Source organism: Microbacterium aureliae, assembly GCF_054780155.1.
This window is the reverse complement of sequence record NZ_BAAGWW010000002.1, coordinates 419,448-445,678: the sequence shown is the minus strand read 5'-3', so window position 1 is coordinate 445,678 and position 26,231 is coordinate 419,448. Positions and strand designations below refer to the sequence as shown.

The following is a 26,231-nucleotide window of genomic DNA, read 5'->3' as shown; positions in this document are numbered from 1 at the left end:
TCAACGATACGTCGTGAGGACGCGTTCGATCGCGGCGACCGCATCGCCGTCGGGTTCGACCAGCGCCATGCGGCAGACGCCGTCGGCGACGCCCATCGCGCGGTACGCGGCCTTCATGCGGGCCATGTCTCCGCCGATGACCGACACGACGTCGTCCACAGCGGCCTGCGCGGACCGCAGTACGGTCTCGTCGCCGCCGTCGGCGGCCGCGGCGAGGTCGCGGAAGGGCTTCGGCAGCACCGAGGACACCCCCGAGACGACACCCTGCGCACCGGCCCGCCCGGCGGCGACGAGGTCGCGGTCGGCCCCGGTGTAGATGATGAAGTCCTGGGGCACGACGGCACGGTAGGCCGAGATGTCCGCGAGCTCCAGCTCGCTCACCTTCGCGCCGACGACCGCGGGCAGCTCCGCGAGGCGGGCCATCAGCGCGGGGCTGACCTGGATGCCGCTTCGCCGCGGATACACGTACACGTACAGGGACCCGTCTCCGACGGCGTCCGCGACGGCCGCGAAGTAGTCGTACACCGCCTCCTCGGGCGAGGCGAGGTAGTACGGCGTGAGGGCGGCGAACTCCGTCGCGCCGAGTCGCTTGGCGATCCCCACCCGGCGCACCGCCTCGTAGGCGCTCGGCTGCCCGACGTGGACGATCACGCGCATGCTGCCACCGAGTTCGGCCAGGGCGGCGGCTACGAGCGCCTCGAACTCGGCGTCGTCGACCGCGGGGAACTCGCCCGTCGTCCCGAGGACGAAGGCGCCCTCGTTGCCGGAGCCGGCGACGTACCGGAAGATCGACCGGCTGCCCTCGAGGTCGAGGGACCCGTCGCGGTGGAAGCTCGTCGGGATCGCGGTGACGATGTCTCGTCGGGTCATGAGGGGTTCTCCTTGGTGGGTCGCGGGTGTGCGGCCTCGATGTCGTCCGCCGTGCGGACGACGCCGGTGCGGGGGTCGGGCAGCGCGTCGATCGCGCTGTGCTTGGCCTCGATGTCGGCGAGCGTGTCGTCGTCGAGGATCGAGTCGGCGAAGGTTCCGCCCCGGCCGCGAGCGCTGCGGATCGCCGGGATGGCGATCGAGAGAACGGCGAGCACCAGCAGTGCGATCGCGATGGGGCTGACGACCTCGAAAAACGGCCGGGTGGGAAGGATCGCGAGGGTGCGGGCGAGGTTCTCCTCGGCCAGCGGCCCGAGCAGAAGACCGAGAACGACGGGCCCGGCGGGGACGGACAGCCGCTTGAGGAGGAGACCGATCACCCCGAAGACCAGCATCGTCACGACCGTCGAGAGGCTGTTCGACGTGGCGTAGGTGCCGATGATGCAGAAGACGAGGATCCCGCTCCACAGATACGGCTGCGGGACGTCGAGCAGCTTCACCATGCCGCGCATGCGGACGAGGCTGATCCCGAGCGACAGGATGGTCGCCAGGAGCATGATCCCCGTGATCGAGACGACGAGGTCGGGTCGATCGGCGAACAGGCTGGGACCGGGGGTGATGCCCCAGATGATCATCGAGCCGATCATGACCGCCATGACGGAGTCGCCCGGGATGCCGAGGGCCATGGTCGTCGTGAGCGATCCGCCGAGCGTCGCACTCGACGCGGTGTCCGAGGCGGTCACGCCCTCGATCGATCCCTTGCCGAACAGGTCGGGCCGCTTGGAGACCTTGCGCGCGCGCTCCCAGCCGATGAGGCCGGCGATGTCGCCGCCCGCGGCGGGGATGAGGCCGACGCCGAGCCCCACGCCGCCCGAGACCGCCAGCGCGCGCCGGGTCTGGCGCAGCTCGCCGCGCGTCGGCCACCAGCGGCCGAGGCTCGAGATAGGACGGGTCTTGCCGGTGTGGTGGGTCAGCAGCTGGTCGAACAGCTCGGCGATGCCGAACAGCCCGATGATCACGGCGATGAAGTTGAAGCCCTCGACGAGCTCGAGCACCCCGAAGGTGAAGCGCTGGTCGGCCGTGGCCGAGTAGGTGCCGACGGTGCCGAGCATGAGCCCGAACAGGCCGGCGAGGATGCCCTTCAGCATCGACTTCGACGAGATGCCGATCATGACGGCGATCCCGAAGACGACGAGGGCGAAGAGCTCGGGGGAGCGGAAGTAGTCGCGGGCGAACGTGGCGACGGGCACGGCGGCCACCGCGAACAGCACCAGCGAGGCGAGGATGCCGACCGCGGACACCAGCGCAGAGATCGTCAGCGCCAGACCTGCCCGCCCCTGCTTGGCCATGGGATAGCCGTCCAGGGTGGTCGCGATGGACGCGGGGGTTCCGGGGGTGTTGATGAGGATCGACGGGACACGGTCTCCGAAGTTCGCCGCGACGTAGATGGTCAGCAGCACCGCGAGCCCCTGGATGGGCTCGAGGGTCATGGTGAACCCGGCGGCGAGCGCGACGGCCATCGTGGCGGTGACCCCGGGGAAGGCACCTACGAGGAACCCGAGGAAGAGTCCGACGAGAAGCGAGACGAGGACCGAGAAGTCCAGCAGCGAGGAGATCCCCTCGAGGATGACGTTCATAGCGGGACCCTCAGCAGCATTCCGAACAGGACGTAGATGAAAGCGGTCAGCACGACCGGGTACAGGATCAGCGCCCACCATCTGCGGGCGCCGAACAGGATCATCAGGGCCAGCAGATAGAGCGCGGTGACGATCGGGAACAGCTCGAAGCGGTATCCGAACGCGATGACCGAGCCCGCCGACCAGACCAGGATGTAGGCGAGCGTCAGGGCAGACGCGACGCTCACCCGCAGGATGCCGCCGGGCTGGGCGCGGTCGAGGTCGTCGCGGTCGCGGGCCGGGCGGACGAGGGCGATCGCGAGCACGATGACGGCGACGGCCACCCCGGCGACCCCGAGCAGCGTGGGCCAGAATCGCGCGTCGATCTGCCCCGGCGCCGCTTGCTGCCGGAGCACGATCTGCGTCGAGAGGAACAGGTACGCCGCGGTGACACCCACGGCGACGAGGCCGAAGGCGATCTCGAGGGGGCGCGAGGGGGCGGCGGAGGCCGATGGCTCGGCCGGCGCGTGATTCGTCGACGACATGGTCATCCTCTTCTGCGACGGGTGGGGGCGGATCATCGACCCGCCCCCACCGATTCGCATGTCAGCCGAGCAGGTCCTGGAAGCGGGCGAACTCGTCGTCGACGAACGCCGTCCACTCCGCGGAATCGCGGTAGACGACGAGGTTGCCGGCGTCCTCCTGGAACTGCTGGTACGCGTCGCTGGCGACGGCCTCGCCGATGGCGGACTCGAGGGTCTGCTTGACGTCGTCGGGCAGGCCCGCGGGCGCGTAGATCCCTCCCCAGCCGCCGAAGACGATGTCGGATCCGATCGCCTCGCCCGCGGTGGGGACGTCGGGGGCGTCCGGGTGACGCTCGTCGTGGAGCACCGCGAGGATGCGCACGGCGTCGCCCTGCGCGAGTGCCTCACCGAGGCCCGACACCGCGGCATCCGTCTCGCCGGACGCCGCCGCCGAGACCGCAGTCGCGCCGCCGTCGTAGGGGACGGGCGTGAACGAGCCGCCCGTCTCGGCCGCGAGGCCCCGCGTTGCGGCCTCCCAGATCGAGCCTGCGCCGGAGTTCGCGACCGTCACGTCGCGGTCCTGCGCGGCGGCGACGAGGTCCTCGAGCGAGGTGATGTCGCTGTCCGCGGCGACGGTGACGACGCCCGGCGCGAGCATGATCTGACCGAGCAGGTCGTAGTTCTCAGGCAGGACGTCGGCGCCCTGAGTCGTGTTCAGCATGGCGATCTCGACGGGCGCGAAGCCGAGGACGTATCCGTCGGCGGGCTGCTGGCCGACGTACTCCATCGCCAGGGCGCCCGCGGCGCCCGGCATGTTCTCGGGGATGACGCTGACGTCGAGGATGCCCTCGAGCTCGGTCGCCAGAGCGCGTGAAGAGAGGTCCGACCCGCCCCCCGGGTTCGCCTGGATGATGAGGCGGATGTCCTTCTCGGGGAAGTCGCTCTCGGCGGCGCCGGGCTCGTCGACCTTCGAGCAGGCCGAGAGGACGAGTGCGGTGGCCGCGATGGCCGCGGTGGCGGCGACGAGGCGGGCGATGCGCGTACGGGGCATCTTTGCTCCTCAGGAGTGCAGGAGCCGACCCTGTTGTCGGCTGATTCGACCGTAGCAGTGTTGACTGTTAACAGTCAACACTGGCCGGATCAGTGCTCTTGCCGCGCGGCGATCTCGAGCATCATGCGCTCTTCGGCGCCGGCCAGATGATCCTCGAGAACCCGGGATGCCGCCTCCAGATCGCCCGAGCGCATGACGGCGTAGAGGCGATCGTGGGCCGCCGCCGCTTCGTGCAGGTCCTCGTCGTGGTTGACCGTGACCTCGAGCAGGCTGGTGAAGGTCGGCAGATACTGCCGCCACGCGCCCTCGAGGCGAGGGTGATCGGCGAGCGCGTAGATCTGCGCGTGGAAGTCGAGGTCGGCTTCCAGGAACGCCGCGTGGTCCGACCCGTCCGCCGCCTGCAGCATGCGCGAGACGGCCTCGCGCATGCCGCGCCAGCGCGCGTCGTCGCCCACTCTCATGGCGCGCTGGAGGGCGAGCTGCTCCAGCGCCTGGCGCAGGCTGTACAGCTGCTCGACATCGGCGGAGGTCAGCCCCGTGACATAGATCCCGCGCGGCTTGTGCACCTCGATCAGCTTCTCGAAGTTCAGTTGGGTGATCGCGTCGCGGACGGGCCCGCGGCTGACCTGGAACTCCTCGGCGAGCCCCTCTTCTGTGAGCCGGTCCCCGGGCCGCAGGTCGCCCCGGACGATGCGCTGCCGCACGATGTCGGCGATCTGCTGCCCCAACGATGCCGCCCTCTGCAGCGTTCCCGCCATCTTCGTCTCCTGTCGACAGTCAACAGAGTACGGCGCGGGAGAGGGTTCGGGGAAGCGGGCGCATACCGGGGGCGCGTTTCGTCTCGCTTCGCTCGCTCAACGACCGGGTCGGGGCGACAGGCTGCGTTTCGTCTCGCTTCGCTCGCTCAACGGCCGGGGGCGGGGTCGGCGGGGCGGACCTTGCCGTGCAGGACGACGGAGCGCGTGGGGCCGGCCTCGCCGCCGATCCGCTCGAGCAGCATGCGCGCCGCCGACATCCCCATCTTGCGGGCGGGCAGGCGGACGACGGTCACGGCCGCGGGCGGCAGCGTCGTGTAGGGCAGCGAGCCGATGACCGCGACGCCGACGCGGGGCGGGGTGAGTCCGCGCTCGGCCAGCCGCTGCAGCACGCCCACGCCGATGAGGTTGTTCCCGGCCACGAACGCGTCGGGCGCGTCGGGCGCGTCGAGCAGCTCGTCCACGCCGTCCCGGCCGCCGTCGACGCGGAAGGGCGCGTGTCGCAGCAGCGCGGGCGAGGGATCGGCGCCCCGGGCGGCGAGGGCGTCGGCCCAGCCGGCGGCGCGATCGCGCGCGGTCTCGATGGACTCGGGCCCGGTGATGCACGCGATCCGCCGGTAGCCGGCATTCCACAGCTGCGTCGTCGCGAGCGCGCCGGCCTCACGGTTGGCCATCACGACGGAGTCGACGTCGTGGGCCGTCCGCCGGTCGACCGCCACCACGGGGCGCCCGCCGCCCGCGAACGGCGACACGTCGCTGTCGGGGTCCGCGGCAGCGATGACGACGCCGGCCATATGGGCGGATGCCGCGACCGACAGGTAGCCGGCCTCCTTCTCGAGGTCTCCGTCGGTGTTGCACAGCATCACCGAGTAGCCGGCCGCCGAGGCGACGTCCTCGATGCCGCGGGCCATCTCGGTGAAGTACGGGTTCTCGATGTCGGGGATGACAAGCGCGATCGCGTGGGCGTTCTGCGTCCGGAGCGTCCGCGCCGTGCGGTTCGGCACGAACTTCAGCTCGTCCACGGCGCGCCGCACCGCCTCGGCCTTCGCGGGTGAGACGGGGATGCCGTTGAAGACGCGCGAGACCGTCGCCGGAGACACCCCGGCCCGCCGCGCGACGTCGTAGATGGTGGCCACGGCCGTCACCCGGCGGCGGACAGGCCGGTGGGCACCAGCGTCGCCTGGACGAGTTCGGAGCGCAACTGGAACTCGAACCGGCTACGGTCGCCGCGGTGGTACGCCGTGAAGTACTCGAAGGGCGCCCCGCTGTGGTCGCGGCTCACGCTGCGCAGGTGCAGCAGAGCGGTGCCCTCGGGGATGCCGAGCATCTCGGCCTGCGCGGCCGTCGCGACGGTGGCCTCGGCCGAGCGCACCCCCGACGCGGCGCTGACGCCGTGCTCGGCCAGCAGCCGGTACAGCGAGGCGTCACGCAGGTCCGCGCCGAAGGTGAGGGCGCCCACGGCCTCGGGCATGTAAGTGGTCGACAGCGACCACGGCTCGCCGTCGACGTAGCGCAGCCGCTCGAGCACCACCACCGGGTCGCCGGGTGCCAGCTCCAGCGCCTCGGCGACGTCGGCGGGTGCCGGCATCCGCTCATGGCTCAGCACGTCGCTGCGCACGTGGCCGCCGCGGCGCTCGACGTCGTCGTACAGTCCGATGAGCGAGTGCATGAGCGCCTCGCTGGTCTTCGGGCGGGCGACGAAGGTGCCCTTGCCCTTGACCCGCTCGATGATGCCCTCGTTCTCGAGCTGGCCGAGGGCCTGCCGCACGACGGTGCGCGAGATGCCGTACTGCTCGCACAGGCGGTGCTCGCCGGGCAGCAGGTCGCCGGGCTTGAGGCTGTGCGTGGCGATGCCGTCGAGGATCAGCCGGCGCAGCTGGTCGTACATCGGCGACGGCGACGACCGGTCGATGACCGCCGCCGGCTCAGGGTCAGTATGCGACGCCGGCATGGAGGATCACATTGGCGTAGGGGGTGTACTCGCCCGAGCGCACGAACGCGCGCGCCTGGTGGGTGAGGCGCTTGAAGTCCACGTGCGGCACCAGTTCGATCTCGATGCCGAGCGGGTCGAACCGGTCGTGCAGGGCGGCGAGCACGTCGGGGCTGACCTCGGCGACCTCGGCCGAGACCGTGGCGCCCTCGACGACCATCTCAGCCAGGACGGTGTCCAGGACGTCGAAGAACGCGGGCGCCCCGGGCCGGTAGGCGAGGTCGATGCGCTCGCTGCCGGCGGGGATCGGCAGGCCCGCGTCGGTGACGACGATGAGGTCGGTGTGGCCGGTCTCGCTGATGACACGGGACAGCGCCGGGTTGATGGTGGTGCGGGTGCTTCTCATCGCGCGGCCTCGCTTTCGTGCTCCATCGTGAGGGATGCCGGACGCCCCGAGGCCGTCCGCAGCTGTTCGACCTGCGCGCGCAGCGGCAGGCTGGGCGAGGCCCCGCGGATCGTGACGGCGAGGGCTCCCGCCGCCGCGGCGAGCCGCACCGCGTGCTGGAGCGTCTCACCCTCGGCGAGCGCGGCGCCGAGGTACCCCGAGAACGCGTCGCCCGCGGCGGTGGTGTCCACGGCTGTCACCGCGAAGGGCTCGATCAGCTCGGCGCCGTCGGCGGTGACCAGCATCGCGCCGGCGCCGGCGAGGGTGATTACCGCGGCCGTGACCCCGCGGTCCAGGAACCACCGGCCCGCGCGCTCGGCGCCGGCCGGGTCGGTGACCGCGATCCCGGTGATGCGGGCCGCCTCGCTCTCGTTGGGGGTGATGACGTCGATCGAGGCCCATACGTCGTCGGGCAGGTCCGCAGCGGGCGCCGGGTCGAGCACGACGGTCAGCCCGCGCTCGCGCCCGGTCTTCACCGCGTGGCATGCGAGCTCGACGGGGATCTCGAGCTGCGTGAGCAGGACGGTGGCCCGGCCGGCGAGGGCGTCGAGCGCGGCGTCGATCTGCTCGACGCTCAGGGCGGCGTTGGCCAGCGGCACCATGACGATGTCGTTCTGGGCGGACGCGTCGACCCGGATGTGGGCGATGCCGGTCGGGCCGGGAACGGTCCGCAGGTGATCCAGGTCCACGCCGGCCTCGGTGAGACCGTCCACGATCATGTCGTGGAACAGGTCGCTGCCCACGCACCCGATGAAGCTCGTGCGGGCACCGGCGCGTCCGGCCGCCACCGCCTGGTTGGCCCCCTTGCCGCCGAGGACGAGCGTGAAGTCGTCGCCGAGGATCGTCTCGCCCGGCACCGGCAGGCGCTGCGAGAAGGTGGTCAGGTCGGCGGTCACGCTCCCCACGACGGCGACGCCGTGTGCGGGGCGGGAATCGGGGCTGGGCATGAGACCTCCCGGATCTTTGACTTCGCCGTCAGCTGTCATTACATTATCGGAGCAGAACCTGTAATGACAGGACGAGCCGAGGAGTCCGATGCGCGCCGCCCCCGTCCTCTACGTCGACAGCGCGGACGTCGATGCCGTCGCTCCCCTTCTTCGCGACGGGCTGGTGCGGGGCGTGACGACGAACCCGACGATCCTCGAGCGCGGGGGTCAGCGCCTGAGCGACCTGCCCGCGCTGTACGAGCGGTGGACCTCGGAGGGCGCGTCCGAGGTGTTCTTCCAAAGCTGGGGCGACGACTCCGCCGAGCTGCTCGCCAACGCGCGCCACCTGCTCGCGCTCGGCGACCGCGTGTCGGTGAAGGTTCCGGCGACCCGCGCCGGGTTCGCCGCCACCCGCGTGCTGGTGGACGAGGGCGCCGAGGTGCTGGTGACGGCGGTGTACTCCGCCGCCCAGGCTCTGGCGGCGGCCTCTCTCGGCGCCCGGTACATCGCCCCCTACCTCTGCAGGCTGAACGACGCGGGGGTCGACGGCGCGGCGCTCATCGAGCGGATGCAGGGGGTGTGCGTCGGCAGCGGCACGGACGTCCTGGCGGCGAGCCTGCGCAGCCCCGACGATCTGGTGACCCTGCGCGAGGCCGGGGTGTCGTATTTCACCGCGGCGCCGGCCGTCCTCGACGCGGTCTTCCACGACGACACCAGCGACCGCTCGGCGGCGGAGTTCGCCGCGGCGATCAGTCGCCTTCGCTGATCCCGGCGGCGCGGCGCAGCCAGCGCTCCACGCCGGCGACGTGGGCGGTGGCGAGCGCCGCGGCGAGATCCGCATCGCCGTCCTCGATGGCCTCGACGATCGCGCGGTGCTCGGCGAGCGTCCGGGTCACCGCCCCGGCTTCGGTGACGCCGCGCCACACCCTCGCGCGGACGGTGGCGCTGCTGAGCGAGTCCAGCAGGCTGGCCAGGTAGGCGTTGCCCGAGATGGCGGCCACCCTGGCGTGGAAGCGCAGGTCGTGCGCGACGAGGGCCTCGACATCGGTGGTCGGGGCGATCCCGTCCACCTCGGCGGTGAGCTCGGCGAGGTCGGCGGCCACCCTGCGCCGCGCCGCCGCGGCCGTCGCGTGGGACTCCAGGACCCGGCGGACCTGGAACACCTCGAGCAGCGAGGTGTCGTCGTGCAGGTCGACCATGAACGAGATCGCCTCGAGCAGCAGCGCCGGTTCGAGGCTCGTGACGTAGGTGCCGTCGCCGCGGCGGACGCTCAGCACCCGGATGACCTCGAGGGCCTTGACCGCCTCGCGCAGCGAGTTGCGCGAGAGCCCCAGGCGCTCGGACAGCTCTTTCTCGGGCGGCAGCCGGTCCCCCGGCTTCAGCTCGCCGCTGACGATCATCGCCTTGATCCTCTCGATCGCCTGATCCGTGAGCGCCATGACGCCCATGCTAGACGTCCGACGTCTGGGTCGGGCGCGCGGTGCGACGGGCCACAATGGGGTCATGCGCCTGCTCGACAGCCATCTGCACCTGTGGGACCCCGCCGTGCTGGAGTACGCGTGGCTCGACGGCCCCCTGCGGGCGCGCTTCGACGTCCCCGAGCTGCAGGACGCCCTGGCTTCGGCGCCGCCCGCGCAGCGCGCGTTCGTGTTCGTTCAGGCCGAGTGCCGGGCCGATCAGACGCTCGCCGAGGTCGACTGGGTCGGCGAGCGCGCCGGGCGTGCGGGGATCGTCGGCATCGTCGCCCGCGCCGCGCTCGAGCGAGGAGCCGCCGTCGCCGCCGATCTCGAGGCGCTGCGGTCGCGGAGCCTGGTGGCAGGGGTCCGACGTCTGCTGCAGGACGAGCCGGTGGGCTTCGCCGTGAGCGACGCGTTCGTCGCCGGGGCCCGCGCGACGGCGGGGGCCGGGCTGACCTTCGACGCCTGCATCCGCCCGCACCAGCTCGACGACGTCGCGCAGCTCGCCGACGCCGTGCCGCAGCTCACGATCGTGCTCGATCACCTCGCCAAGCCGACGGTCGGCGGCGAGGTCGGCGCGGCGTGGCGAGCGGGGCTGGCGCGCGTGGCCGAGCGGCCGAACGTGGTCTGCAAGCTGTCGGGGCTGCCGGCGGAGGCGGGGCCCGGCTGGGATGCCACGCTGGTGGCCCCGTACCTCGACGCGGCCGCCGAGGCGTTCGGCCCCGGACGCCTGCTCTTCGGCGGCGACTGGCCGGTCTCGGGCCCGTACGGCGAATGGGTCTCGGCCGTGAGCCGGTGGGCGACGCGCCTCAGCGCGGACGAGGCAGACGCCGTGCTGTGGGGCAACGCCCACCGCGTGTACGGCCTGGGCTGAGCCCGGTACGGGGGCTCAGCGCTCCGGCCGCAGGCGCAGCTGGCCCATGCCCCCGTCGACCTCGATGACGGTGCCGGTGGTCGATCCCGCGCCAGGGCCGACGAGGTAGCGCACCGCTTCGGCGACCTCTTGCGGCGACACCAGCCGGCCGTGGGGCTGGCGAGCCTCGAGGGCAGCCCGCTCCGCGGCGGGGTCGGATGCCGCGGCGAGCAGCCGCGCCACCCACGGGGTGTCGGCGGTCCCCGGGTTCACCGCGTTTACACGGATGCCCTCGCGCAGGTGGTCGGCGGCCATGGCGCGGGTGAGCGCGGCGACCGCGCCCTTGGACGCGCTGTACAGGGCGCGCTGCGGCAGCCCGGCGGTCGCCGCGATCGACGAGATGTTGCAGATCGCCGCGTGCGGCGAGGAGCGCAGCCACGGCAGCGCGGCGGCGCTGACGCGGGCGATCCCGGTGACGTTGATCGACAGCACGCGCGCCCACTCCGCGTCGTCGTTGGCGGCGACGTCGCCCACCGCCCCGATGCCGGCGCAGTTGACGACGATGTCGATCCGGCCGAAGTGCTCCGCGGCCTCGCGGACGGCGGCGTCCACTCCCGGCCGGTCCGACACGTCCACCCGGATGCCGTGGGTGCGGGGGTCGGCGGCGGACGGGTCGAGGTCGAGCACCGCGACGCGGGCACCGTCGGCGATCAGCCGCTCGGCGACGGCCGCGCCGATCCCCGAGGCGCCGCCGGTGACGACGGCGACGAGGTCGGACAGCGCCCCGGTCACGACGAGGCCTCCCACGCCAGCATCCGCTGCCGCTGCCGCCCGAGACCCTCGATCTCGATCTCGACGACGTCACCGGGGGCGAGGTAGGGGAAGCGGCCCGACAGCGCGACACCCTCGGGCGTGCCGGTGAGGACGAGGTCGCCCGGCTCGAGGGTCAGGTACTGCGACAGGTGCCACACGATCTCGTCGACGGGGAAGATGAGATCTGCGGTGGTCGAATCCTGCCGCGCCTCGCCGTTGACGTAGCTGCGCAGCCTCAGGTCGCGGGCGTCGACCTCGTCGGCGGTGACCAGCCACGGGCCGACGGGGCTGAAGCCGGGCGCGCACTTGCCCTTCGACCACTGGCCGCCCGAGACCTCGAGCTGGAAGGCGCGCTCCGACAGATCGTTGGCCACGACGTAGCCGGCGATGTGGGCCGCGGCATCCGCGGGGCTGTCCAGGTAGGACGCGCGCTCGCCGATGACGACGCCCAGCTCGACCTCCCAGTCCGTCTTCGCGCTGCCGCGGGGGATGACGACGTCGTCATCCGGGCCCGACACCGTGTTCGGCGTCTTCAGGAAGATGATCGGCACCTCGGGCGGCGCCGATCCCGACTCGGCCGCGTGGGCGGCGTAGTTCATGCCCACGCAGATGACGGCCGACGGACGCGCGATGGGGGCGCCGACCCGCAGCTCCGCGGCGCCGTCGAGAGGCGTCAGCGCGCCCTCCGCGATCGCCCGGCCCACCACGGCGACCGGATCGGCTGCCAGGAACGCGCCGTCGACATCGGATGTCACGGGGCGCAGGTCGAGGTGCCGGCCCTCGTGGACGACCACGGGGATCTCGTGTCCGCGCGGCCCGAGGCGTGCGAATTTCATGGCTCTCCTTCGCGAAGGGGCGTCGGCGCACGGGGTGCGCGCCGAGGTCAGACCCTCGTTGACACTATAGACATCGGATGTTTAAACTGCGAGCGCCGATCGAATCCCAGTGGCAGACAAGGACTTCCCATGACCCGCATCGTCCGGCTCGAGACCACCGACGTCCGCTTCCCCACGTCGCTGAGCCTCGACGGCTCCGACGCGATGAACCCGGACCCGGACTACTCGGCCGCCTACGTCCGCGTCGTCACCGATGCCTCCGACGAGAGCGGTCACTCCTTCGTGTTCACCATCGGGCGCGGCAACGACGTGCAGGTCGCCGCGATCGCCGCCCTCGCCGGCCACCTCGAGGGCCGCGAGCTCGAGCCGCTGCTGGACGACATGGGCGGCACGTGGCGCGAACTCGTCGGCGACTCGCAGCTGCGGTGGCTCGGGCCCGAGAAGGGCGTCATGCACATGGCCATCGGCGCCGTGGTCAATGCGCTGTGGGACATCAAGGCCAAGCGCGCGGGCCTGCCGCTGTGGCAGCTGCTGGCGCGCATGACCCCCGAAGAACTGGTCGGCCTGGTCGACTTCCGCTACCTGACGAACGCGCTCACGCCGGCCGAGGCCCTCCAGATCCTGCGCGCCGCCGAACCGGGCCGCGCCGGCCGCGAGGCGGAGCTGCTGGCCACCGGGTACCCGGCGTACACGACCAGCCCCGGCTGGCTCGGGTACTCCGACGAGAAGCTGGCGCGCCTGTGCCGCGAGGCGCTCGAGGACGGCTTCACCCAGATCAAGCTGAAGGTCGGCGCCGATCTCGACGACGACGTGCGCCGGCTGCGGATCGCTCGCGAGGTGTGCGGCGAGGGCTTCCCCATCGCCATCGACGCGAACCAGCGGTGGGAGGTCGACGAGGCGATCCGGTGGGTCACCGCCCTCGCCCCCTTCGACCCGGCCTGGATCGAGGAGCCCACGAGCCCCGACGACATCCTCGGCCACGCCGAGATCCGCCGCGCGATCGCCCCGATCCGGGTCGCGACCGGCGAGCACGCGCAGAACCGCGTGATCTTCAAGCAGCTGCTGCAGGCCGAGGCCATCTCGGTCATGCAGATCGACGCCGTGCGCGTGGGCGGCGTCAACGAGAACATCGCGAACCTGCTGCTGGCGGCGAAGTTCGGCGTGCCGGTGTGCCCGCACGCCGGCGGCGTGGGCCTGTGCGAGGCGGTGCAGCACCTGTCGATGTTCGACTTCGTCGCCGTCAGCGGCACCCGCGAGGGCCGGGTCATCGAGTACGTCGATCACCTGCACGAGCACTTCGAGACTCCCACCCGCATCGTCGGCGGCTCCTACCTCGCCCCCACCGCGCCCGGAACGGGGATGCAGATGAAGGCCGACAGCATCCGCTCCTACACCTGGACCGGTGCGCATGCGCGCGGCTGAGGACCGCGCCTCGCCCACCCCCGCTCTGAGCACCCTCGCCTACGGGGCGGCCAACCTCGGCAACCTCTTCCGTCCGCTGACGGATGCCGAGGCGACGGCGATCCTCGAGACGGCCTGGGAGTCCGGCATCCGGTACTTCGACACCGCCCCTCATTACGGCCTGGGGCTGTCGGAGCGGCGGCTGGGCGAGTTCCTGCGGACGAAGCCCCGCGACGAGTTCGTCCTCTCTACGAAGGCGGGCCGCCTGCTGCGGCCGAATCCGGACGACGACGGCGGGCTGGATCTGGCGGCGGACTTCCACGTGCGCACGACCCTGCGCCGCGAGTGGGACCTGAGCGCCGAGGGCGTGCGCACGAGTCTCGAAGAATCGCTGGAGCGGCTGGGCCTGGACCGCGTCGACATCCTCTACCTGCACGACCCCGAGCGCCACGACCTGGAGCAGGCCGTCGCCGAGGCGCTGCCGGGTCTCGAGCAGCTCCGGGCGGACGGCGTCGTGCGCGCGGTGGGCGTCGGGTCGATGGTCGCCGATGCGGTCGAGACGGCCGTGCGGGCCGCCGACCTGGACGTCGTGATGATCGCGGGCCGCCACACCCTGATCGAACCGGATGCCGCGCGGGGCGCACTCGGCGCCTGCCGGGAGCGCGGAGTGGATGTCGTCGCCGCGTCGGTGTTCAATTCGGGCCTGCTGGCATCGGCGACCCCGGAGAGGTCCGCCCGGTACGAGTACGGCGACGTGCCCGACGGGGTGTGGGATCGCCTGCAGCGGATCCTCGCGGTGTGCCGCGCGTGGGACGTCCCGCTGCCCGCCGCGGCCGTGCAGTTCCCGCTGCGGGAGCGCGCCGTCGCCTCGGTCGTCGTCGGCGCGAGCCGGCCGGATCACCTGCGCCAGAACGCCGCGTACATGTCGTCGCCCATCCCCGAGGGATTCTGGGACGAACTCACCGCCGCGGGGCTCATCCCCGCCTGAACCGAGGAGCATCGATGCTCGAAGGAATCCACCCCCTGCTGACCGGGGCTCTGCTGCACCACCTCGACGACATGGGGCACTCCGACGCCGTGGTGATCGCCGACGCGCACTTCCCCGCGGCGGCGGTCGGCCGTCGCGTGATGGATCTGCCCGGCACGACCACCCCCGACGTCGTGGCGGCGATCCGCACCGTCCTCCCCCTCGACGACGCCCCGGCGCTGGACCTGATGGCCTCGGCCGACGGCTCGGTGCTCGAGGTGCAGCGCGAACTCATGTCCGCCGCGGGGACGACGGCGGACACCACCCGGCTCCTCGAGCGGTTCGCGTACTACGACGAGGCCGCCAAGGCGTACCTGGTGATCAGGACGGGCGAGACGCGCGTGTACGGCAACGCCCTGCTGCGCAAGGGTGTCGTGGGACGCCGCTGACGCGTGCCATGTTTCGGTCGGAGGGTAGCGCTGAAATCGATTTCAGCATATGCTCGCGCCAGGTCTACGACGAGGAGACGGAATGAGCCAGGGCGGCACGCGCGACGCCGTCGCCGATGAATCGGCGGGCGTGGGCGGCGAGATCGTGGGGGTCGTCCCACAGGTTCCGCCAGATGCCCAGCGCGTTGCTGAGCGACGGGCTCACCACGGCGGACGAGAAGGACTCGAACACCACCGGGCCGTCGTAGCCGCGGGCGGCGAGCGCGGCGAAGACGTCGTCGAAGTCGACCGATCCGGTGCCCAGGTAGCCGCGGTGGCTCTCGCCGATGTGGACGTAGCCGAGCAGGTCGCCGGCGGTCCGCACCGCGTCGCCGAACGAGTTCTCCTCGATGTTGGCGTGATAGGTGTCCAGGTGCAGCGTCACGTCGCCGTCGATGCCGCCGAGCAGTCGCAGGCCGTCGGCCGCGGTGTTGGCGACGTTGGTCTCGTAACGGTTGACGATCTCGAGCGACAGGCGCACTCCGCTGTCCGCAGCCCGGCGGGCGAGCCTGCCCAGCGCCGCCTGGCTCGCCGCCACGCCCTCCGCCGTCGCGGGCCGGTCGTACTTGCGCATCGCGGAGTAGATCACGCCGCACAGCACGTCGCCGCCCATGGCGGCCACGTGCGCGATGCACTGCTCCAGCATGCGCTCGCCGGCGGCACGCGCGCCCTCGTCCGCGCTGGTGAGGTCGGTGGCATCGGTCAGGCCGAGCGATGCGGTCACGGCGAGTCCGTGATCGGCGGCGAGACTGCCGGCGAGCGCCGCATCGAAGCCCTCCGGCTCCATGAGGGGGATCTCGAGCAGGTCGAATCCGGCGCGGGACGCTCCCTCGACGGCGGTCGTCAGTCCCTCGCGATCGAACGTCCCCGTGAAGACGAGCGCGTGCGCACCGATGAGCATGGTTCCTCCCTCGCACCGTCCCGCGACCGTCGAGGGAAGGTTGTGACCGAGATGTTATTACAGGTCTTTCAATTCGATGGACGGATAGATACATTGAGATACAAGTCCCGGCGACGCGACCGACCCGACCTCCGACGAAGCAGGTGAAACAGTGAGTGAACCCATCCTCAAAGTCGAGGGCATCAGCAAGGGATTCCCCGGAGTCCAGGCCCTCAAGGACGTCCACCTCGAGGTGTACCCCGGCGAAGTCCTCGTCCTCGTCGGTGAGAACGGCGCCGGCAAGTCCACGCTGATGAAGATCCTCTCGGGGATCTACCAGAAGGACAGCGGCCGCATCCTGTTCAACGGCGAAGAGGTCGAGATCCCCGGCCCGCTGCAGGCGCAGCACATGGGCGTGACGATCATCCACCAGGAGATGAACCTCATGCCCGACCTGACGGCCGCGCAGAACATCTACATCGGCCGCGAGCCGAAGGTCGGGCCGTTCGTGTCCGAGAGCCGCCTGAACCGCCAGGCGCGCCAGCTGCTGCAGCGACTGGGCATCAACGTCGACGCCAAGCAGCTCGTCGGGGACCTGACCGTCGCGAAGCAGCAGATGGTCGAGATCGCCAAGGCGCTGTCCTTCGACGCCAAGGTGCTCATCATGGACGAGCCGACCTCGGCGCTCACCGACACCGAGGTCGAGACGCTGTTCGCCCTGATCGCGCAGCTGAAGGAGCGCGGCACCGCGATCGTCTACATCTCGCACCGCATGGACGAGCTCCGCCGGCTCGCCGACCGGGTGACGGTGCTCCGCGACGGCACCTACATCGGCTCGCTCGAGCGAGCGGACATCTCGATCCCCCGGATCATCGAGATGATGGTCGGCCGCAAGATCGACGAGGGCCGCCGGCCTGTGGCCCGCGAGCACCTGAACGACCCCGTCGTCCTCGACGTGCAGGGCCTGTCGACCAAGGCGCTGCTCGACGACGTCAGCTTCCAGCTCCACCGGGGCGAGATCCTCGGCTTCGCCGGCCTCATGGGGGCCGGCCGCACCGAGACCGCACGGGCGATCATCGGCGCGGACCCGCGGGACGGCGGCGTCATCACCATCGCCGGCCGCGAGGCCAAGATCCACCAGCCCGCCGACGCGGTGCGGCGAGGGGTCGGCTACCTGAGCGAGGACCGGAAGCTCCTCGGGCTGATGCTCGAGCAGGACGTCACGTTCAACACCGTGCTGGCCTCCCTCGGCCGCTACGCCAACAACATCGGCTGGATGTCCGACGGCAAGGCCAAGAACATCGCCAAGGACTACGTGCGCAAGCTCCGCGTGAAGACCCCGTCGGTGAACCAGGTGGTGAAGCTGCTCTCGGGCGGCAACCAGCAGAAGGTCGTCATCGCCAGATGGCTGCTGCGCGACTGCGACGTGCTCATCTTCGACGAGCCCACGCGCGGCATCGACGTCGGGGCCAAGGAGGAGATCTACCGCGTGATGCGCGACCTCGCCGACAGCGGCAAGTCGATCATCGTCATCTCGTCGGAGCTCCCGGAGATCCTCCGCGTCGCGAACCGGATCGTCGTGATGGCGAACGGACGAGTCACCGGCACTCTTCGCAACGAAGAGGCGAGCCAGGAAAAGATCATGCAGTTGGCCGCGCACGCGGAGGAGGAAGAATGAGCACGCAGAACACCCCGGGACCGTCAACGACGACGGTGATCCAGACCGCCGTCGACGAGCCGAACTCGTCCGGGGGGATCGCCGCCTTCCTGAGGCGCCAGCTCCAGCAGTCCCTGGCGTTCGGGACGCTGATCGTCCTGATCGTCTTCTTCTCGGTCTTCGGCAACAACTTCCTGACCTGGAGCAACATCTCGGGCATCCTGCTGGCCACCGCGGTCATCGGCATCCTGGCTCTGGGAACGACGTTCGTGATCATCACCGGCGGCATCGACCTGTCGATCGGCACCGGCATGACCCTCTCGGCGGTGATGACCGGCGTCTTCATCGCCAATCTCGGGCTGCCGGTCTGGATCGGCGTCCTGGGCGGCATCGCCACGGGCGTGCTGATGGGCATGATCAACGGCCTCAACATCACCTTCCTGCGACTGCCGCCGTTCATCGCGACGCTGGCGATGATGATGATCGCGCAGGGCCTGGCGCTCGTGATCTCGGGCGTGCGTCCGATCTACTTCTCGGGCCCCGCGCCGGACTTCAAGCAGATCGCCCTCGGCACGCTCGTCCCGGGCCTGCCGAACGCCGTCCTCATCACGCTGATCCTCGCCGTGGTGGCCTACCTGACGCTGAACAAGTCGATCCTCGGCCGCTACACCTTCGCGATCGGCTCCAACGAAGAGGCGACCCGCCTGTCGGGCGTGAACACCCGCCGCTGGAAGATCATGATCTACATGTTCGCGGGCGCCTTCACCGGCATCGCGGGCGTCGTCCTGGCCTCGCGGCTGGACTCCGCCCAGCCCCAGCTCGGCGTCGGCTACGAACTGCAGGCGATCGCCGCGGTCATCATCGGCGGCACGTCCCTGCTGGGCGGCCGCGGATCGATCCTCGGCACGGTGATCGGTGCGCTGATCATGAGCGTGCTGATCAACGGCCTGCGCATCATGGCCATCCAGACCGAGTGGCAGAACGTCGTGGTGGGCATCGTCATCCTCATCGCCGTGTTCTTCGACTCGCTGCGCAACCGCAACGCCACCTGACCTCGCCGGCGGCGATGTGCCCGCCGCCGGCCCGTCACGACCGTGACGGCGGACCCTTCGGCACACCCATACCAGTCCGCAATCGACCGGATCCCCCGGTCACCACCCAACAAACAATGGAGTTTCCATGAAGTACGGCAAGAAGGTCGCCTTCGCCGCAACCCTGGCGGCGGCATCCCTCATGTTCGCCGGCTGCAACTCGGGCGCCGGCACCACCGACGGCGCCACGGACGCACCGAGCGGCGACGGTGACAAGATGTACATCGCGATGGTGTCCAAGGGCTTCCAGCACCAGTTCTGGCAGGCGGTCAAGCAGGGCGCCGAAGAGAAGGCCGCCGAGCTCGGCGTCGAGATCACCTTCGACGGCCCCGCCTCCGAGACCGAGGTCGACGCGCAGCTGCAGATGCTGCAGACCGCGATCGACCGCGGCCCCGACGCCATCGCGTACGCCGCGCTCGACCCCGAGGCCTGCATCCCGCTGTACAACACCGCGGAGGCCGCCGGCATCCCGATCGTCGAGTTCGACGCACCGTGCGACAGCGAGTACTCGCAGTCGCTGGCCGCGACCGACAGCAAGGCCGCGGGCGCGCTGGCGGCGCAGCACATGGCCGAGCTCATCGGCGGCGAGGGCGAGGTCGCGATCGTCGGCCACAGCCAGATCAACTCCACCGGTGTCGAGCGCCGCGACGGCTTCGTCGAAGAGATCGAGGCCAACTTCCCCGACATCGAGATCGTCGACATCCAGTACGGTGACGGCGACCACCTGAAGTCGGCGGACATCGCCAAGGCGATGATCTCGGCCCACCCGGACCTCAAGGGCATCTACGGCACCAACGAGGGCTCGGCGATCGGCGTCGTCAACGCCGTCAACGAGCTCGGCCTGCCCAAGGGCGAGCTGACCATCGTCGGCTTCGACTCCGGCGCCGCCCAGATCAACGCGATCAAGGACGGCACGATGGCCGGCGCCATCACGCAGGACCCGATCGGCATCGGCGCCACGGTCGTGCAGGCCGCCTACGACGCCGCCAACGGTGACGAGGTCGAGGAGTTCTACGACACCGGCTCGTACTGGTACGACGCCGAGAACATCGACGACCCGAAGATCGCCGCGGTCCTCTACGAGTGACCCGCGCGTAGCGGATGCCCCCGTCCTCGGACGGGGGCATCCGTGTTTCCGGGCGAGGTTCGCGGGACGCGTACCGGGCGCGCAGCCGTGGTTCGCCGCCGTCAGCGCCCGAGGGTCAGCAGACGGGCGGGGTTTCGGACCAGGATGCCGGTGACGACGTCGTCGCCGAGCGCCGCCCGCAGCCGCGGGACGTACCGCTCGCCGAGGTAGCGCAGTCCCGGCATCCCGCCGTACGAGAGGTACCGGGTGCGGCGGGCGACGTCGCCGCCGAGCACGACGCGGTCGCCCGCCCCGGCGGCGATCACGCGCTCGGTGAGGGCGACGAGCTCGGCGTCGCTGCGCGTGCGCGGGCGCGCGCATCCGTCGTAGCCGAGGTAGGCCCCGCGCGCGGCGAGCTCGACGTGCAGCACGGGGTCGGGGTCGCGGTCGGCGTGGGCGAGAACGACCCGGTGGGCGGCGACGCCGCCCGACTCGAGCAGATCGAGCACCTCCTGCGCCGCCGTGCAGAACTCCAGGTGCACCATCACCGGCACACCCGTCTCACGGTGGGCGGCGGCGACGGCCTCGAGCGTCTCGTGCTCGAACGGCGAGATCCGCCAGTAGTCGATGCCGGCCTTCAGCAGCCCGGCACGCACCGGCGCGCCGTCGGGCGCCTGCGCCGGGGTGTCGGGGGCAGCCTCGTCCGCCGGCATCCCGTCGGCGATGTCGGCGACCAGTCGCCGGATCAGCCGCTCGCCCCGCAGCCCTCGCACGGGGTGCGTCTCGGGGTAGTGCGCCTCGCGGTGCCGGCCGGTCGTGGCCACCACTCGCAGCCCGGTGGCGGCGCTGATCCGCGCGATGGCCTCGGGGTCGCGGCCGAGGCCCAGGGGCGTCGCGTCGACCATGGCCGCGAACCCGCTGTCGCGGAGCGACGCCGCCTCGGCGCCCGACGCGCGCTCGTCGTCGAGGTCGTCGCCGGGCAGCAGCGGCGAGGTCTGGAACAGGTGCTCGTGGTAGTCCGTCGCCCCCAGCGCGTCGCCGGGGATGTCGCCGAGCACCGTCCGGATCATCGCGTGGTCTCCGCCGCCTCTGCCAGCCGGTCGACCAGGTCGGGGGTGAGCCGCAGGTCGAAGACGTCGGCGACGACCTGCGACCAGCCGTGGATGAAGTACCGCCAGCCGTCGACGACCTCGAGCCCGCGGGACTCCGCCCGCGCCCGCGCCTGGTGCAGGAACTCCAGCGAGCCACGGTAGTTGAACTCCCACACCTTCCCGCCCTGCGGGAAGACGACGTCGTCGGGCAGGGGCGATCCGGGACGATCCTTGCCGAGGCCGGTGGCGTTGACCACGACGGATGCCGGGGGCAGCGCCGCGACGAGGGCGGCGGTGTCCGCATCCGTGGTGATCCTGACGTACCGGATCAGCTCGGGCGGGGTCCCCCGCCGCTCGTGCACGGCGCGCAGGTGGTCGAGCTCGGAGTCCGACAACGCGGTCACCGTGACGCGGGCCGGCCGCTCGGACGGGTCGCGCTCGGCGATCGCCCACGTGAGGGCGGTGCCGGATCCGCCCGCCCCGAGCACCAGCAGCTCGCCGCCCGTGCGGGCGAAGTGGTCGCGCGGCAGGAAGTCGTCCAGCGCCAGCGAGACGGTGAGCGGGTCCTTCGCCTGCCCGATGAGCCGGTCGCCGCGCTTGGAGATGCTGGAGATCTCGCGGCACGAGGTGGCGAAGTCGTCGAGGTCGTCGAACATGTCGGACGCCGCGGCGAACACGTTCATCTTGTGCGTGGTCACCAGCGCGCCGCGGTGATGCGGGTCGTCGCGGATGTGCGCCACAAGCTCACGGTACTGCTCGCGCGTGGCGTCCAGCGGCAGGTCGTGGCCGACGAGCCGGTCGGTGGGCAGGTCCAGGATGCGCGCCCACAGCGGGAAGACGGCGTTGATCGAGGACGAGGCCGTGCTGACCCCGACGAATCCCATGTGGTCGGCGCTCATGCGTCCTTCTTCGTGGCGGCCGGCGCAGCCGGAGTGTTGACGGCGTTGCGGGCGGCGCGCCCGTCGAGCACGGCGAGGGCGTTGTCGAGCGCCCCCTGGCCCATCAGGTCGACCGCCTCGACGGTCTGGGCGCCGAGGTGCGGGGTGACGGTGACGCGGTCGGCGAGGTCGGCGGCCAGCAGCGGACTGTCGCCGCCGGCGGTGTCGCCGGCGAGCATGTCGGCGGCGTACGCGCCGAGCGACCCGCCGCGGAGCGCGTCGGCGACGGCCTGCTCGTCGACGAGGTCCGCGCGCGCGGTGTTGACGATGACGGCGCCCGGGCGCAGCAGCGCCAGCCGCGCGGCGTCGACGAGGGTCTGCCCGCCGGGGGCGTGCAGCGTGATGACGTCGGCGGCGGCGAAGATGGCGTCGACGTCGGCGGGCTCGGCGCCCGCGGCGCGGACGTCCGCCTCGGGAAGGTACGGGTCGAACGCGAGGATGCGGGAGCCGAACCCCGACAGCCGTGCGGCGACCCCGCGGCCGATCCGTCCGAAGCCGACGACCCCGACGACCGCGGCCCCGAGCTGGCGGCCGCGGCGCGCGGACCAGTCGCCGGCGCGCACACGGCGGTCGCCGTCGACGGTGTGCCGCAGGGCGGCGAGCATGAGGCCGACGGCGTGGTCGGCGACGGCGTCGGCGTTGGCGCCGGGGGTGTTCGTCACCACGATGCCCCGCCGCGTGGCCTCGTCGACGTCGACGGCTTCGACGCCGACGCCGTAGCGGGCGATCACACGCAGGCGCGGGGCGAGGGCGAGGTGGGCGGCGGTGACCGGACCGGTGCCCGCGACCCAGGCGTCGACGGTGGGCAGGATGCCGGAGAGCTCGTCCACATCGTGGTGCGAGGCGGCGCGGACCAGGGTGTGGCCGGCGGACTCGAGCTGCGCGGCGAGGTCGGCGGCTCCGTCGCCGAACGATCGGCTGGTGACGAGGATGACGGCCATCAGGCCTCCTTTCGGGCGAACCAGGGTTCGAGGGCGGTGTAGGCGGCGACGAACTCCGCGTGGCGGGCGGCATAGGCCGCGCGCCGGGCGGGGTCGGGGGTGAACTCGGCGGTCACGGCGCTGAGCGAGCGCGCGGCCGAGAAGTCGGCGACGCCCAGGGCCGCGGCGCCGGTGACGGCCGCTCCCAGGCTGTTGGCCTCTTCGACGACGGTCCGCCGACGGACGGGGATCCCCCAGATGTCGGCGAGCACCCCCAGCAGCACGTCGCTCTGCGCGCCCCCGCCGACCGCGTCGATGCGGTCGATCGTGGCCCCGGCATCCCGGAACGCGTGCAGGCACGACAGCAGGTTGAAGCCGACGCCCTCGAGGACGGCGCGCACCAGGTGGCGGCGGTCGTGATGGCGGCCGATGCCCACGAACGCCGCGCGCGCGTCCGGGTTCCACCACGGCGAACGCTCGCCGAGCAGGTAGGGCAGGAAGTACAGGCCGCCGGTGTCGATGTCGCCGCCGGCCTCGCCGACCAGCCGCCCGGTCTCGGGCCGCGCCGGATCGGCCGACAGGGCCTCGGCGATCCACTGGATCGAGGCGCCGCCGGCCTGCATCGTCGCGGTCGGGACGAACATGCCGGGCACGACATGGTCGAACGTGAAGGTGCGGCGGTGCGGGTCGTGCAGCGGCGTGGCAGATGCGAACGAGATCCACGACGAGGTCCCCAGGCACACGTACGCGCCGTCCTCGGGCGCGACGACGCCCGAGCCGACCGCGGCCATCGGGCCGTCGCCGCCGCCCATCACCACGCGCACGCCGGCGGGCAGGCCGAGGGCCTCGGCCGCGTCCGGCAGCAGGTCGCCGACGACGGTGACGGAGTCGACGATCTCGGGGAAGAGCCCGGCGTCCAGGCCTGCCGCGGCCAGGACCTCGGGGGACCAGTCCCCGCTCAGCTGGTCGTACGCGTTGGTGCCGCTGGCGTCGGAGCGGTCGGTGGCCAGGCGCCCGGTGAGGCGCAGCACGATGTAGTCCTTGGCGATGCAGAACCGCCGCACCCGGCGCCACACGTCGGGCTCGTGGTCGCGGACCCACATGACCTTCTCGATCGAGTAGGTGGGGTTCAGCCGGTGGCCCAGCATGCGGTACGCCCGCTCGTCGCCGAGCGCCGCAGACAGGCGCTCCGCCTGCGCTCCCGCCCGGGTGTCGGCCCAGATGATCGCGGGGCGGACGGGCGCGCCGTGCTCGTCCAGCAGCACGGCGCCCATCATCTGACCGCTGATGACGATGCCGGTGACGGCGTCCGCGGCATCCTCCGCCTGACGGATCAGGGTGCGCGTCGCCTCGACGACGGCACCCCACCACTGGCGGGGGTCCTGCTCGGCGACGCCGCCGGCGGCGTAGTGGGTGCCGTAGCCGACGGTCACCGCCGCCAGCAGCGTGCCGTCGTCGCGGTGCAGCGACGCCTTGTCGCCGGTCGTGCCGAGGTCGTGGGCGATGAGCATGTCAGGCGTCGTAGGGTCGCAGCTCGGTCGCGCCGTCGGCGCCGCGGTACGCCCGCCGGCCCATGCCGTGCTCGAGCACCCAGCCGTAGTCGTGGCCGGCGCCGCCGGGGTAGACGGCCAGGAAGGCGTAGGGCTCGTCGCCGGTGTTCACCGAGCGGTGCGCCCAGCCGGGCGGGATGTAGCCGATGGTGCCGGGCAGCATGTCGAGCCACTCGGTGCGCTCGCCGTCCGACATCAGCAGGCCGCCGGTGCCGGTGAGGGCGAGGTAGATCTCGCCCTGGTGATCGGGATGCTGGTGCCCCTTGGTCATCCACAGTTCGCCGCCCGTGGTGCCGGGGTGGATCGTGGTGATCGACTGGGGCAGCTCCCGCTCGATCTCGGGGACCGGGGTCGAGGTCACCGTGTAGACCACCGGGTCGCCGTCCGCCACGGCGGCCCGCCACGCCTCGCGATCGGCGAAGAGGCCGTCGAGGTCGCTCATGCGACGGGTGAGGGTGGGTCCGGGTGGGTCGAACGACAGCGTCTGCTGATCGAACGCGATGGCGAACGGGGCGATGGGGGGCGTCCGGAACTCGGGCATGTGTCCTCCTCGACGACGAGCCGACGGCACGTCAAGCCTGTAATGACAAGTCACTATAGCGCGTCGGGCGCCACTTGTCATGACAGGTTCGGGATTCACTCCCCGCGGTCGGACTCGCCCTCGCCGGGCGGCAGCGGGTGGCGCGGGCGCCACACGACGACCTCGGTCGCCCGCCGCACCCGCGTGCCGTGGCGCAGCGTCACGACCGCGCCGCTGGCCCCCGCCGCGAACACCCGCGCGCCGGGCCGCGCCTGCCGCTCGGCGGCGAGCTGCTGCTCGAGGTCGCGCACCCGGCGCGTCAGGTCATGGACCCGCTGCTCGAGGGTGATCAGCCGGGCGATGGCGGGCAGGCTCATGCCGTCCGCCGACAGCCGGGCGACCTCGCGCAGCTGCTCGACGTGGCGCAGCGAGTAGCGCCGCGATCCGCCCTGGGTGCGGGCGGGCACCACCAGTCCCAGCCGGTCGTACTGGCGCAGGGTCTGGGGGTGCATGCCCGACAGCTCGGCCGCCGCCGCGATCGCGAAGATCGGCGCGTCCTCGTCGAGGTCGGCTCGGTCCATCGCTCAGCTCCTCGCTGGTGTCAGCCGCGGGCCTTGGCCATCAGGTCGGCACGCGGGTTCTCTTTGGGCTCCAGCTCGTGGAAGCGCTCGAGCGCCCGGCGCGCGTCGTCGTCGAGGTGCGTCGGCACGGCGACCTGGACCTCGGCGAGCAGGTCGCCGGTGGCCTTGGAGGTGTGGATGCCGCGGCCCTTGACCCGCAGCACGCGGCCCGAGGGGGTCCCGGGCGCCACGCGCAGCTTGACCGGCTCCCCGCCGAGGGTGGGCACCTCGATCGTCGCGCCGAGGGCGGCCTCGGTGAAGGTGACCGGGACGGTGACCCGCAGGTTCGCGCCCTCGCGCACGAAGACGGGGTGCGGACGCACCGCCACCTGCACGACGATGTCGCCGGCCTCGCCGCCGTCCGGGGACGGGCGGCCGCGGCCGCGCAGCCGAATCTTCTGACCGTCGGCGACCCCCGCGGGGATCTTCACCTTGAACGGCCGGCCGTCCTCGCTCTGCAGCGTGATGGTCTCGCCCTTGGCGGCGGTGACGAAGTCCAGCGTGGTGCGCGCGGTGACGTCGGCCCCGCGGGTCGGACCCCCGAAACCGCGGAAGCCGCCGCTGGTCTGCCCGAACCGGCCCGAACCGAACGAGCCGCCGGGCTGCTGGTTGAACATCGAGAAGATGTCCTCGAAGTCCTGCGTCTGGTAGCGGCCGCGCCCCTGGCCGAAGGCGCTGAAGACGTCCTCGAACCCGCCGGCGCTCTGGCCGCCCGCGGTGAAGCGGGCGCCGGAGCCCATGGCGCGGATCTGGTCGTACTCCTGCCGCTGCTCGGCGTCGCTGAGCACCGAGTACGCCTCGCTGATCTCTTTGAACTTCGCCTCGGCCTTGGCGTCACCGGCGTTGGAGTCCGGGTGGTACTGCCGCGCGAGCTTGCGGTAGGTCTTCTTCAGGTCCGCGTCCGAGACGTCCTTGGACACCCCGAGGACCTTGTAGAAGTCCTTGTCGAACCAGTCCTGACTGGCCATG

The 26,231-nt window shown here is 71.8% G+C and carries 28 protein-coding genes; 8 read left to right on the top strand and 20 right to left on the bottom strand.

The genetic code is table 11. The features are described 5' to 3' along the window. The 9 genes from ACYVF4_RS08235 to ACYVF4_RS08195 form a co-directional block, all read right to left on the bottom strand. Positions 1 to 870: a dihydrodipicolinate synthase family protein gene (locus ACYVF4_RS08235; RefSeq protein ID WP_460721585.1), complete on the bottom strand. Its 870-nt coding sequence runs from the start codon at positions 868 to 870 to the stop codon at positions 1 to 3. Then, positions 867 to 2,504 (bottom strand): tripartite tricarboxylate transporter permease, encoded by a 1,638-nt coding sequence (locus tag ACYVF4_RS08230; RefSeq protein ID WP_460721583.1) that lies wholly within the window; start codon positions 2,502 to 2,504, stop codon positions 867 to 869. The genes ACYVF4_RS08235 and ACYVF4_RS08230 overlap by 4 nt, the downstream gene beginning before the upstream one ends. Next, positions 2,501 to 3,028, bottom strand: a complete 528-nt coding sequence (locus ACYVF4_RS08225; RefSeq protein ID WP_460721581.1) for a tripartite tricarboxylate transporter TctB family protein — start codon at positions 3,026 to 3,028, stop codon at positions 2,501 to 2,503. Before ACYVF4_RS08225 ends, ACYVF4_RS08230 begins: the two co-directional genes overlap by 4 nt. 61 nt (positions 3,029 to 3,089) lie before the next feature. Then, positions 3,090 to 4,058, bottom strand: a complete 969-nt coding sequence (locus ACYVF4_RS08220; protein WP_460721579.1) for a tripartite tricarboxylate transporter substrate binding protein — start codon at positions 4,056 to 4,058, stop codon at positions 3,090 to 3,092. An 89-nt stretch (positions 4,059 to 4,147) separates the two neighbouring features. Further along, positions 4,148 to 4,816, bottom strand: coding sequence for a GntR family transcriptional regulator (locus tag ACYVF4_RS08215; protein WP_460721577.1), 669 nt, complete (start codon positions 4,814 to 4,816; stop codon positions 4,148 to 4,150). Between the two features lie 146 nt (positions 4,817 to 4,962). Beyond that, a complete protein-coding gene (locus tag ACYVF4_RS08210; protein WP_460721576.1) occupies positions 4,963 to 5,949 on the bottom strand; it encodes a LacI family DNA-binding transcriptional regulator in 987 nt (328 codons plus the stop codon). Positions 5,950 to 5,954: 5 nt separating this feature from the next. Beyond that, positions 5,955 to 6,764 (bottom strand): GntR family transcriptional regulator, encoded by an 810-nt coding sequence (locus ACYVF4_RS08205; RefSeq protein WP_460721574.1) that lies wholly within the window; start codon positions 6,762 to 6,764, stop codon positions 5,955 to 5,957. Beyond that, positions 6,745 to 7,149, bottom strand: a complete 405-nt coding sequence (gene rbsD, locus ACYVF4_RS08200; protein ID WP_460721572.1) for a D-ribose pyranase — start codon at positions 7,147 to 7,149, stop codon at positions 6,745 to 6,747. The genes ACYVF4_RS08205 and rbsD overlap by 20 nt, the downstream gene beginning before the upstream one ends. Beyond that, positions 7,146 to 8,135 (bottom strand): ribokinase, encoded by a 990-nt coding sequence (locus ACYVF4_RS08195; protein ID WP_460721570.1) that lies wholly within the window; start codon positions 8,133 to 8,135, stop codon positions 7,146 to 7,148. The genes rbsD and ACYVF4_RS08195 overlap by 4 nt, the downstream gene beginning before the upstream one ends. Before the next feature lie 88 nt (positions 8,136 to 8,223). On the opposite strand from ACYVF4_RS08195, the gene ACYVF4_RS08190 reads away from it, so the two are divergent. After that, on the top strand, positions 8,224 to 8,880 hold the full coding sequence (locus tag ACYVF4_RS08190) for a transaldolase family protein (RefSeq protein ID WP_460721568.1): 657 nt from the start codon (positions 8,224 to 8,226) through the stop codon (positions 8,878 to 8,880). Here the strand turns inward: ACYVF4_RS08190 and ACYVF4_RS08185 are convergent. Continuing rightward, positions 8,864 to 9,553: a FadR/GntR family transcriptional regulator gene (locus ACYVF4_RS08185; protein WP_460721566.1), complete on the bottom strand. Its 690-nt coding sequence runs from the start codon at positions 9,551 to 9,553 to the stop codon at positions 8,864 to 8,866. The two genes, ACYVF4_RS08190 and ACYVF4_RS08185, sit on opposite strands and share 17 nt — an antisense overlap. A 64-nt stretch (positions 9,554 to 9,617) precedes the next feature. Between ACYVF4_RS08185 and ACYVF4_RS08180 the strand changes: the two genes are divergently transcribed. After that, positions 9,618 to 10,445 (top strand): amidohydrolase family protein, encoded by an 828-nt coding sequence (locus ACYVF4_RS08180; protein WP_460721564.1) that lies wholly within the window; start codon positions 9,618 to 9,620, stop codon positions 10,443 to 10,445. Positions 10,446 to 10,460: 15 nt separating this feature from the next. Here ACYVF4_RS08180 and ACYVF4_RS08175 read toward each other — a convergent pair whose 3' ends face one another. Beyond that, positions 10,461 to 11,231: an SDR family NAD(P)-dependent oxidoreductase gene (locus tag ACYVF4_RS08175; RefSeq protein ID WP_460721562.1), complete on the bottom strand. Its 771-nt coding sequence runs from the start codon at positions 11,229 to 11,231 to the stop codon at positions 10,461 to 10,463. Further along, the gene (locus ACYVF4_RS08170) at positions 11,213 to 12,073 is read right to left on the bottom strand and encodes a fumarylacetoacetate hydrolase family protein (protein ID WP_460721560.1); all 861 of its coding nucleotides are present in this window, start codon (positions 12,071 to 12,073) and stop codon (positions 11,213 to 11,215) included. Before ACYVF4_RS08170 ends, ACYVF4_RS08175 begins: the two co-directional genes overlap by 19 nt. A gap of 129 nt (positions 12,074 to 12,202) precedes the next feature. Here ACYVF4_RS08170 and ACYVF4_RS08165 point away from each other — a divergent pair, with 129 nt between their 5' ends. Genes ACYVF4_RS08165 through ACYVF4_RS08155 form a run of 3 tightly spaced genes read left to right on the top strand, consistent with a single transcriptional unit; the run spans position 12,203 to position 14,890 of the window. Further along, positions 12,203 to 13,495: an L-fuconate dehydratase gene (locus ACYVF4_RS08165; protein WP_460721558.1), complete on the top strand. Its 1,293-nt coding sequence runs from the start codon at positions 12,203 to 12,205 to the stop codon at positions 13,493 to 13,495. Beyond that, entirely contained in the window at positions 13,482 to 14,462 is a 981-nt protein-coding gene (locus tag ACYVF4_RS08160) for an aldo/keto reductase (protein ID WP_460723080.1), read from the top strand. The genes ACYVF4_RS08165 and ACYVF4_RS08160 overlap by 14 nt, the downstream gene beginning before the upstream one ends. Positions 14,463 to 14,476: 14 nt before the next feature. Next, positions 14,477 to 14,890 (top strand): RbsD/FucU family protein, encoded by a 414-nt coding sequence (locus tag ACYVF4_RS08155; RefSeq protein WP_460721556.1) that lies wholly within the window; start codon positions 14,477 to 14,479, stop codon positions 14,888 to 14,890. A gap of 64 nt (positions 14,891 to 14,954) precedes the next feature. Here the strand turns inward: ACYVF4_RS08155 and ACYVF4_RS08150 are convergent, their stop codons facing one another. Continuing rightward, entirely contained in the window at positions 14,955 to 15,830 is an 876-nt protein-coding gene (locus ACYVF4_RS08150; protein WP_460721554.1) for a sugar phosphate isomerase/epimerase family protein, read from the bottom strand. Positions 15,831 to 15,981: 151 nt separating this feature from the next. Here ACYVF4_RS08150 and ACYVF4_RS08145 point away from each other — a divergent pair, with 151 nt between their 5' ends. The 3 genes from ACYVF4_RS08145 (at position 15,982) to ACYVF4_RS08135 (ending at position 19,644) form a co-directional block, all read left to right on the top strand. Further along, positions 15,982 to 17,487 (top strand): sugar ABC transporter ATP-binding protein, encoded by a 1,506-nt coding sequence (locus ACYVF4_RS08145; RefSeq protein ID WP_460721552.1) that lies wholly within the window; start codon positions 15,982 to 15,984, stop codon positions 17,485 to 17,487. After that, positions 17,484 to 18,518 (top strand): ABC transporter permease, encoded by a 1,035-nt coding sequence (locus ACYVF4_RS08140; RefSeq protein WP_460721550.1) that lies wholly within the window; start codon positions 17,484 to 17,486, stop codon positions 18,516 to 18,518. Before ACYVF4_RS08145 ends, ACYVF4_RS08140 begins: the two co-directional genes overlap by 4 nt. A 127-nt stretch (positions 18,519 to 18,645) precedes the next feature. Beyond that, on the top strand, positions 18,646 to 19,644 hold the full coding sequence (locus ACYVF4_RS08135; protein WP_460721548.1) for a substrate-binding domain-containing protein: 999 nt from the start codon (positions 18,646 to 18,648) through the stop codon (positions 19,642 to 19,644). Between the two features lie 101 nt (positions 19,645 to 19,745). Here the strand turns inward: ACYVF4_RS08135 and ACYVF4_RS08130 are convergent, their stop codons facing one another. The 7 genes from ACYVF4_RS08130 to ACYVF4_RS08100 all read right to left on the bottom strand — a co-directional run bounded on the left by ACYVF4_RS08130 (position 19,746) and on the right by ACYVF4_RS08100 (position 26,230). Beyond that, complete coding sequence (locus ACYVF4_RS08130; protein WP_460721546.1) at positions 19,746 to 20,693, bottom strand: phosphotriesterase family protein; 948 nt, start codon at positions 20,691 to 20,693, stop codon at positions 19,746 to 19,748. Continuing rightward, positions 20,690 to 21,613 carry a shikimate dehydrogenase family protein gene (locus ACYVF4_RS08125; protein ID WP_460721544.1) on the bottom strand — a complete coding sequence of 308 codons (924 nt, stop codon included), beginning with the start codon at positions 21,611 to 21,613 and terminating at the stop codon, positions 20,690 to 20,692. Before ACYVF4_RS08125 ends, ACYVF4_RS08130 begins: the two co-directional genes overlap by 4 nt. Continuing rightward, positions 21,610 to 22,593 carry an NAD(P)-dependent oxidoreductase gene (locus ACYVF4_RS08120; RefSeq protein WP_460721542.1) on the bottom strand — a complete coding sequence of 328 codons (984 nt, stop codon included), beginning with the start codon at positions 22,591 to 22,593 and terminating at the stop codon, positions 21,610 to 21,612. The genes ACYVF4_RS08125 and ACYVF4_RS08120 overlap by 4 nt, the downstream gene beginning before the upstream one ends. Further along, a complete protein-coding gene (gene xylB, locus ACYVF4_RS08115) occupies positions 22,593 to 24,083 on the bottom strand; it encodes a xylulokinase (protein WP_460721540.1) in 1,491 nt (496 codons plus the stop codon). The genes ACYVF4_RS08120 and xylB overlap by 1 nt, the downstream gene beginning before the upstream one ends. A gap of 1 nt (position 24,084) precedes the next feature. Beyond that, positions 24,085 to 24,663, bottom strand: coding sequence for a glucose-6-phosphate isomerase family protein (locus tag ACYVF4_RS08110; protein ID WP_460721539.1), 579 nt, complete (start codon positions 24,661 to 24,663; stop codon positions 24,085 to 24,087). Between the two features lie 95 nt (positions 24,664 to 24,758). Then, positions 24,759 to 25,223: a heat shock protein transcriptional repressor HspR gene (locus ACYVF4_RS08105; RefSeq protein ID WP_460721537.1), complete on the bottom strand. Its 465-nt coding sequence runs from the start codon at positions 25,221 to 25,223 to the stop codon at positions 24,759 to 24,761. A 20-nt stretch (positions 25,224 to 25,243) separates the two neighbouring features. Further along, complete coding sequence (locus ACYVF4_RS08100) at positions 25,244 to 26,230, bottom strand: DnaJ C-terminal domain-containing protein (RefSeq protein WP_460721536.1); 987 nt, start codon at positions 26,228 to 26,230, stop codon at positions 25,244 to 25,246. Between the last annotated feature and the right edge of the window lies 1 nt (position 26,231).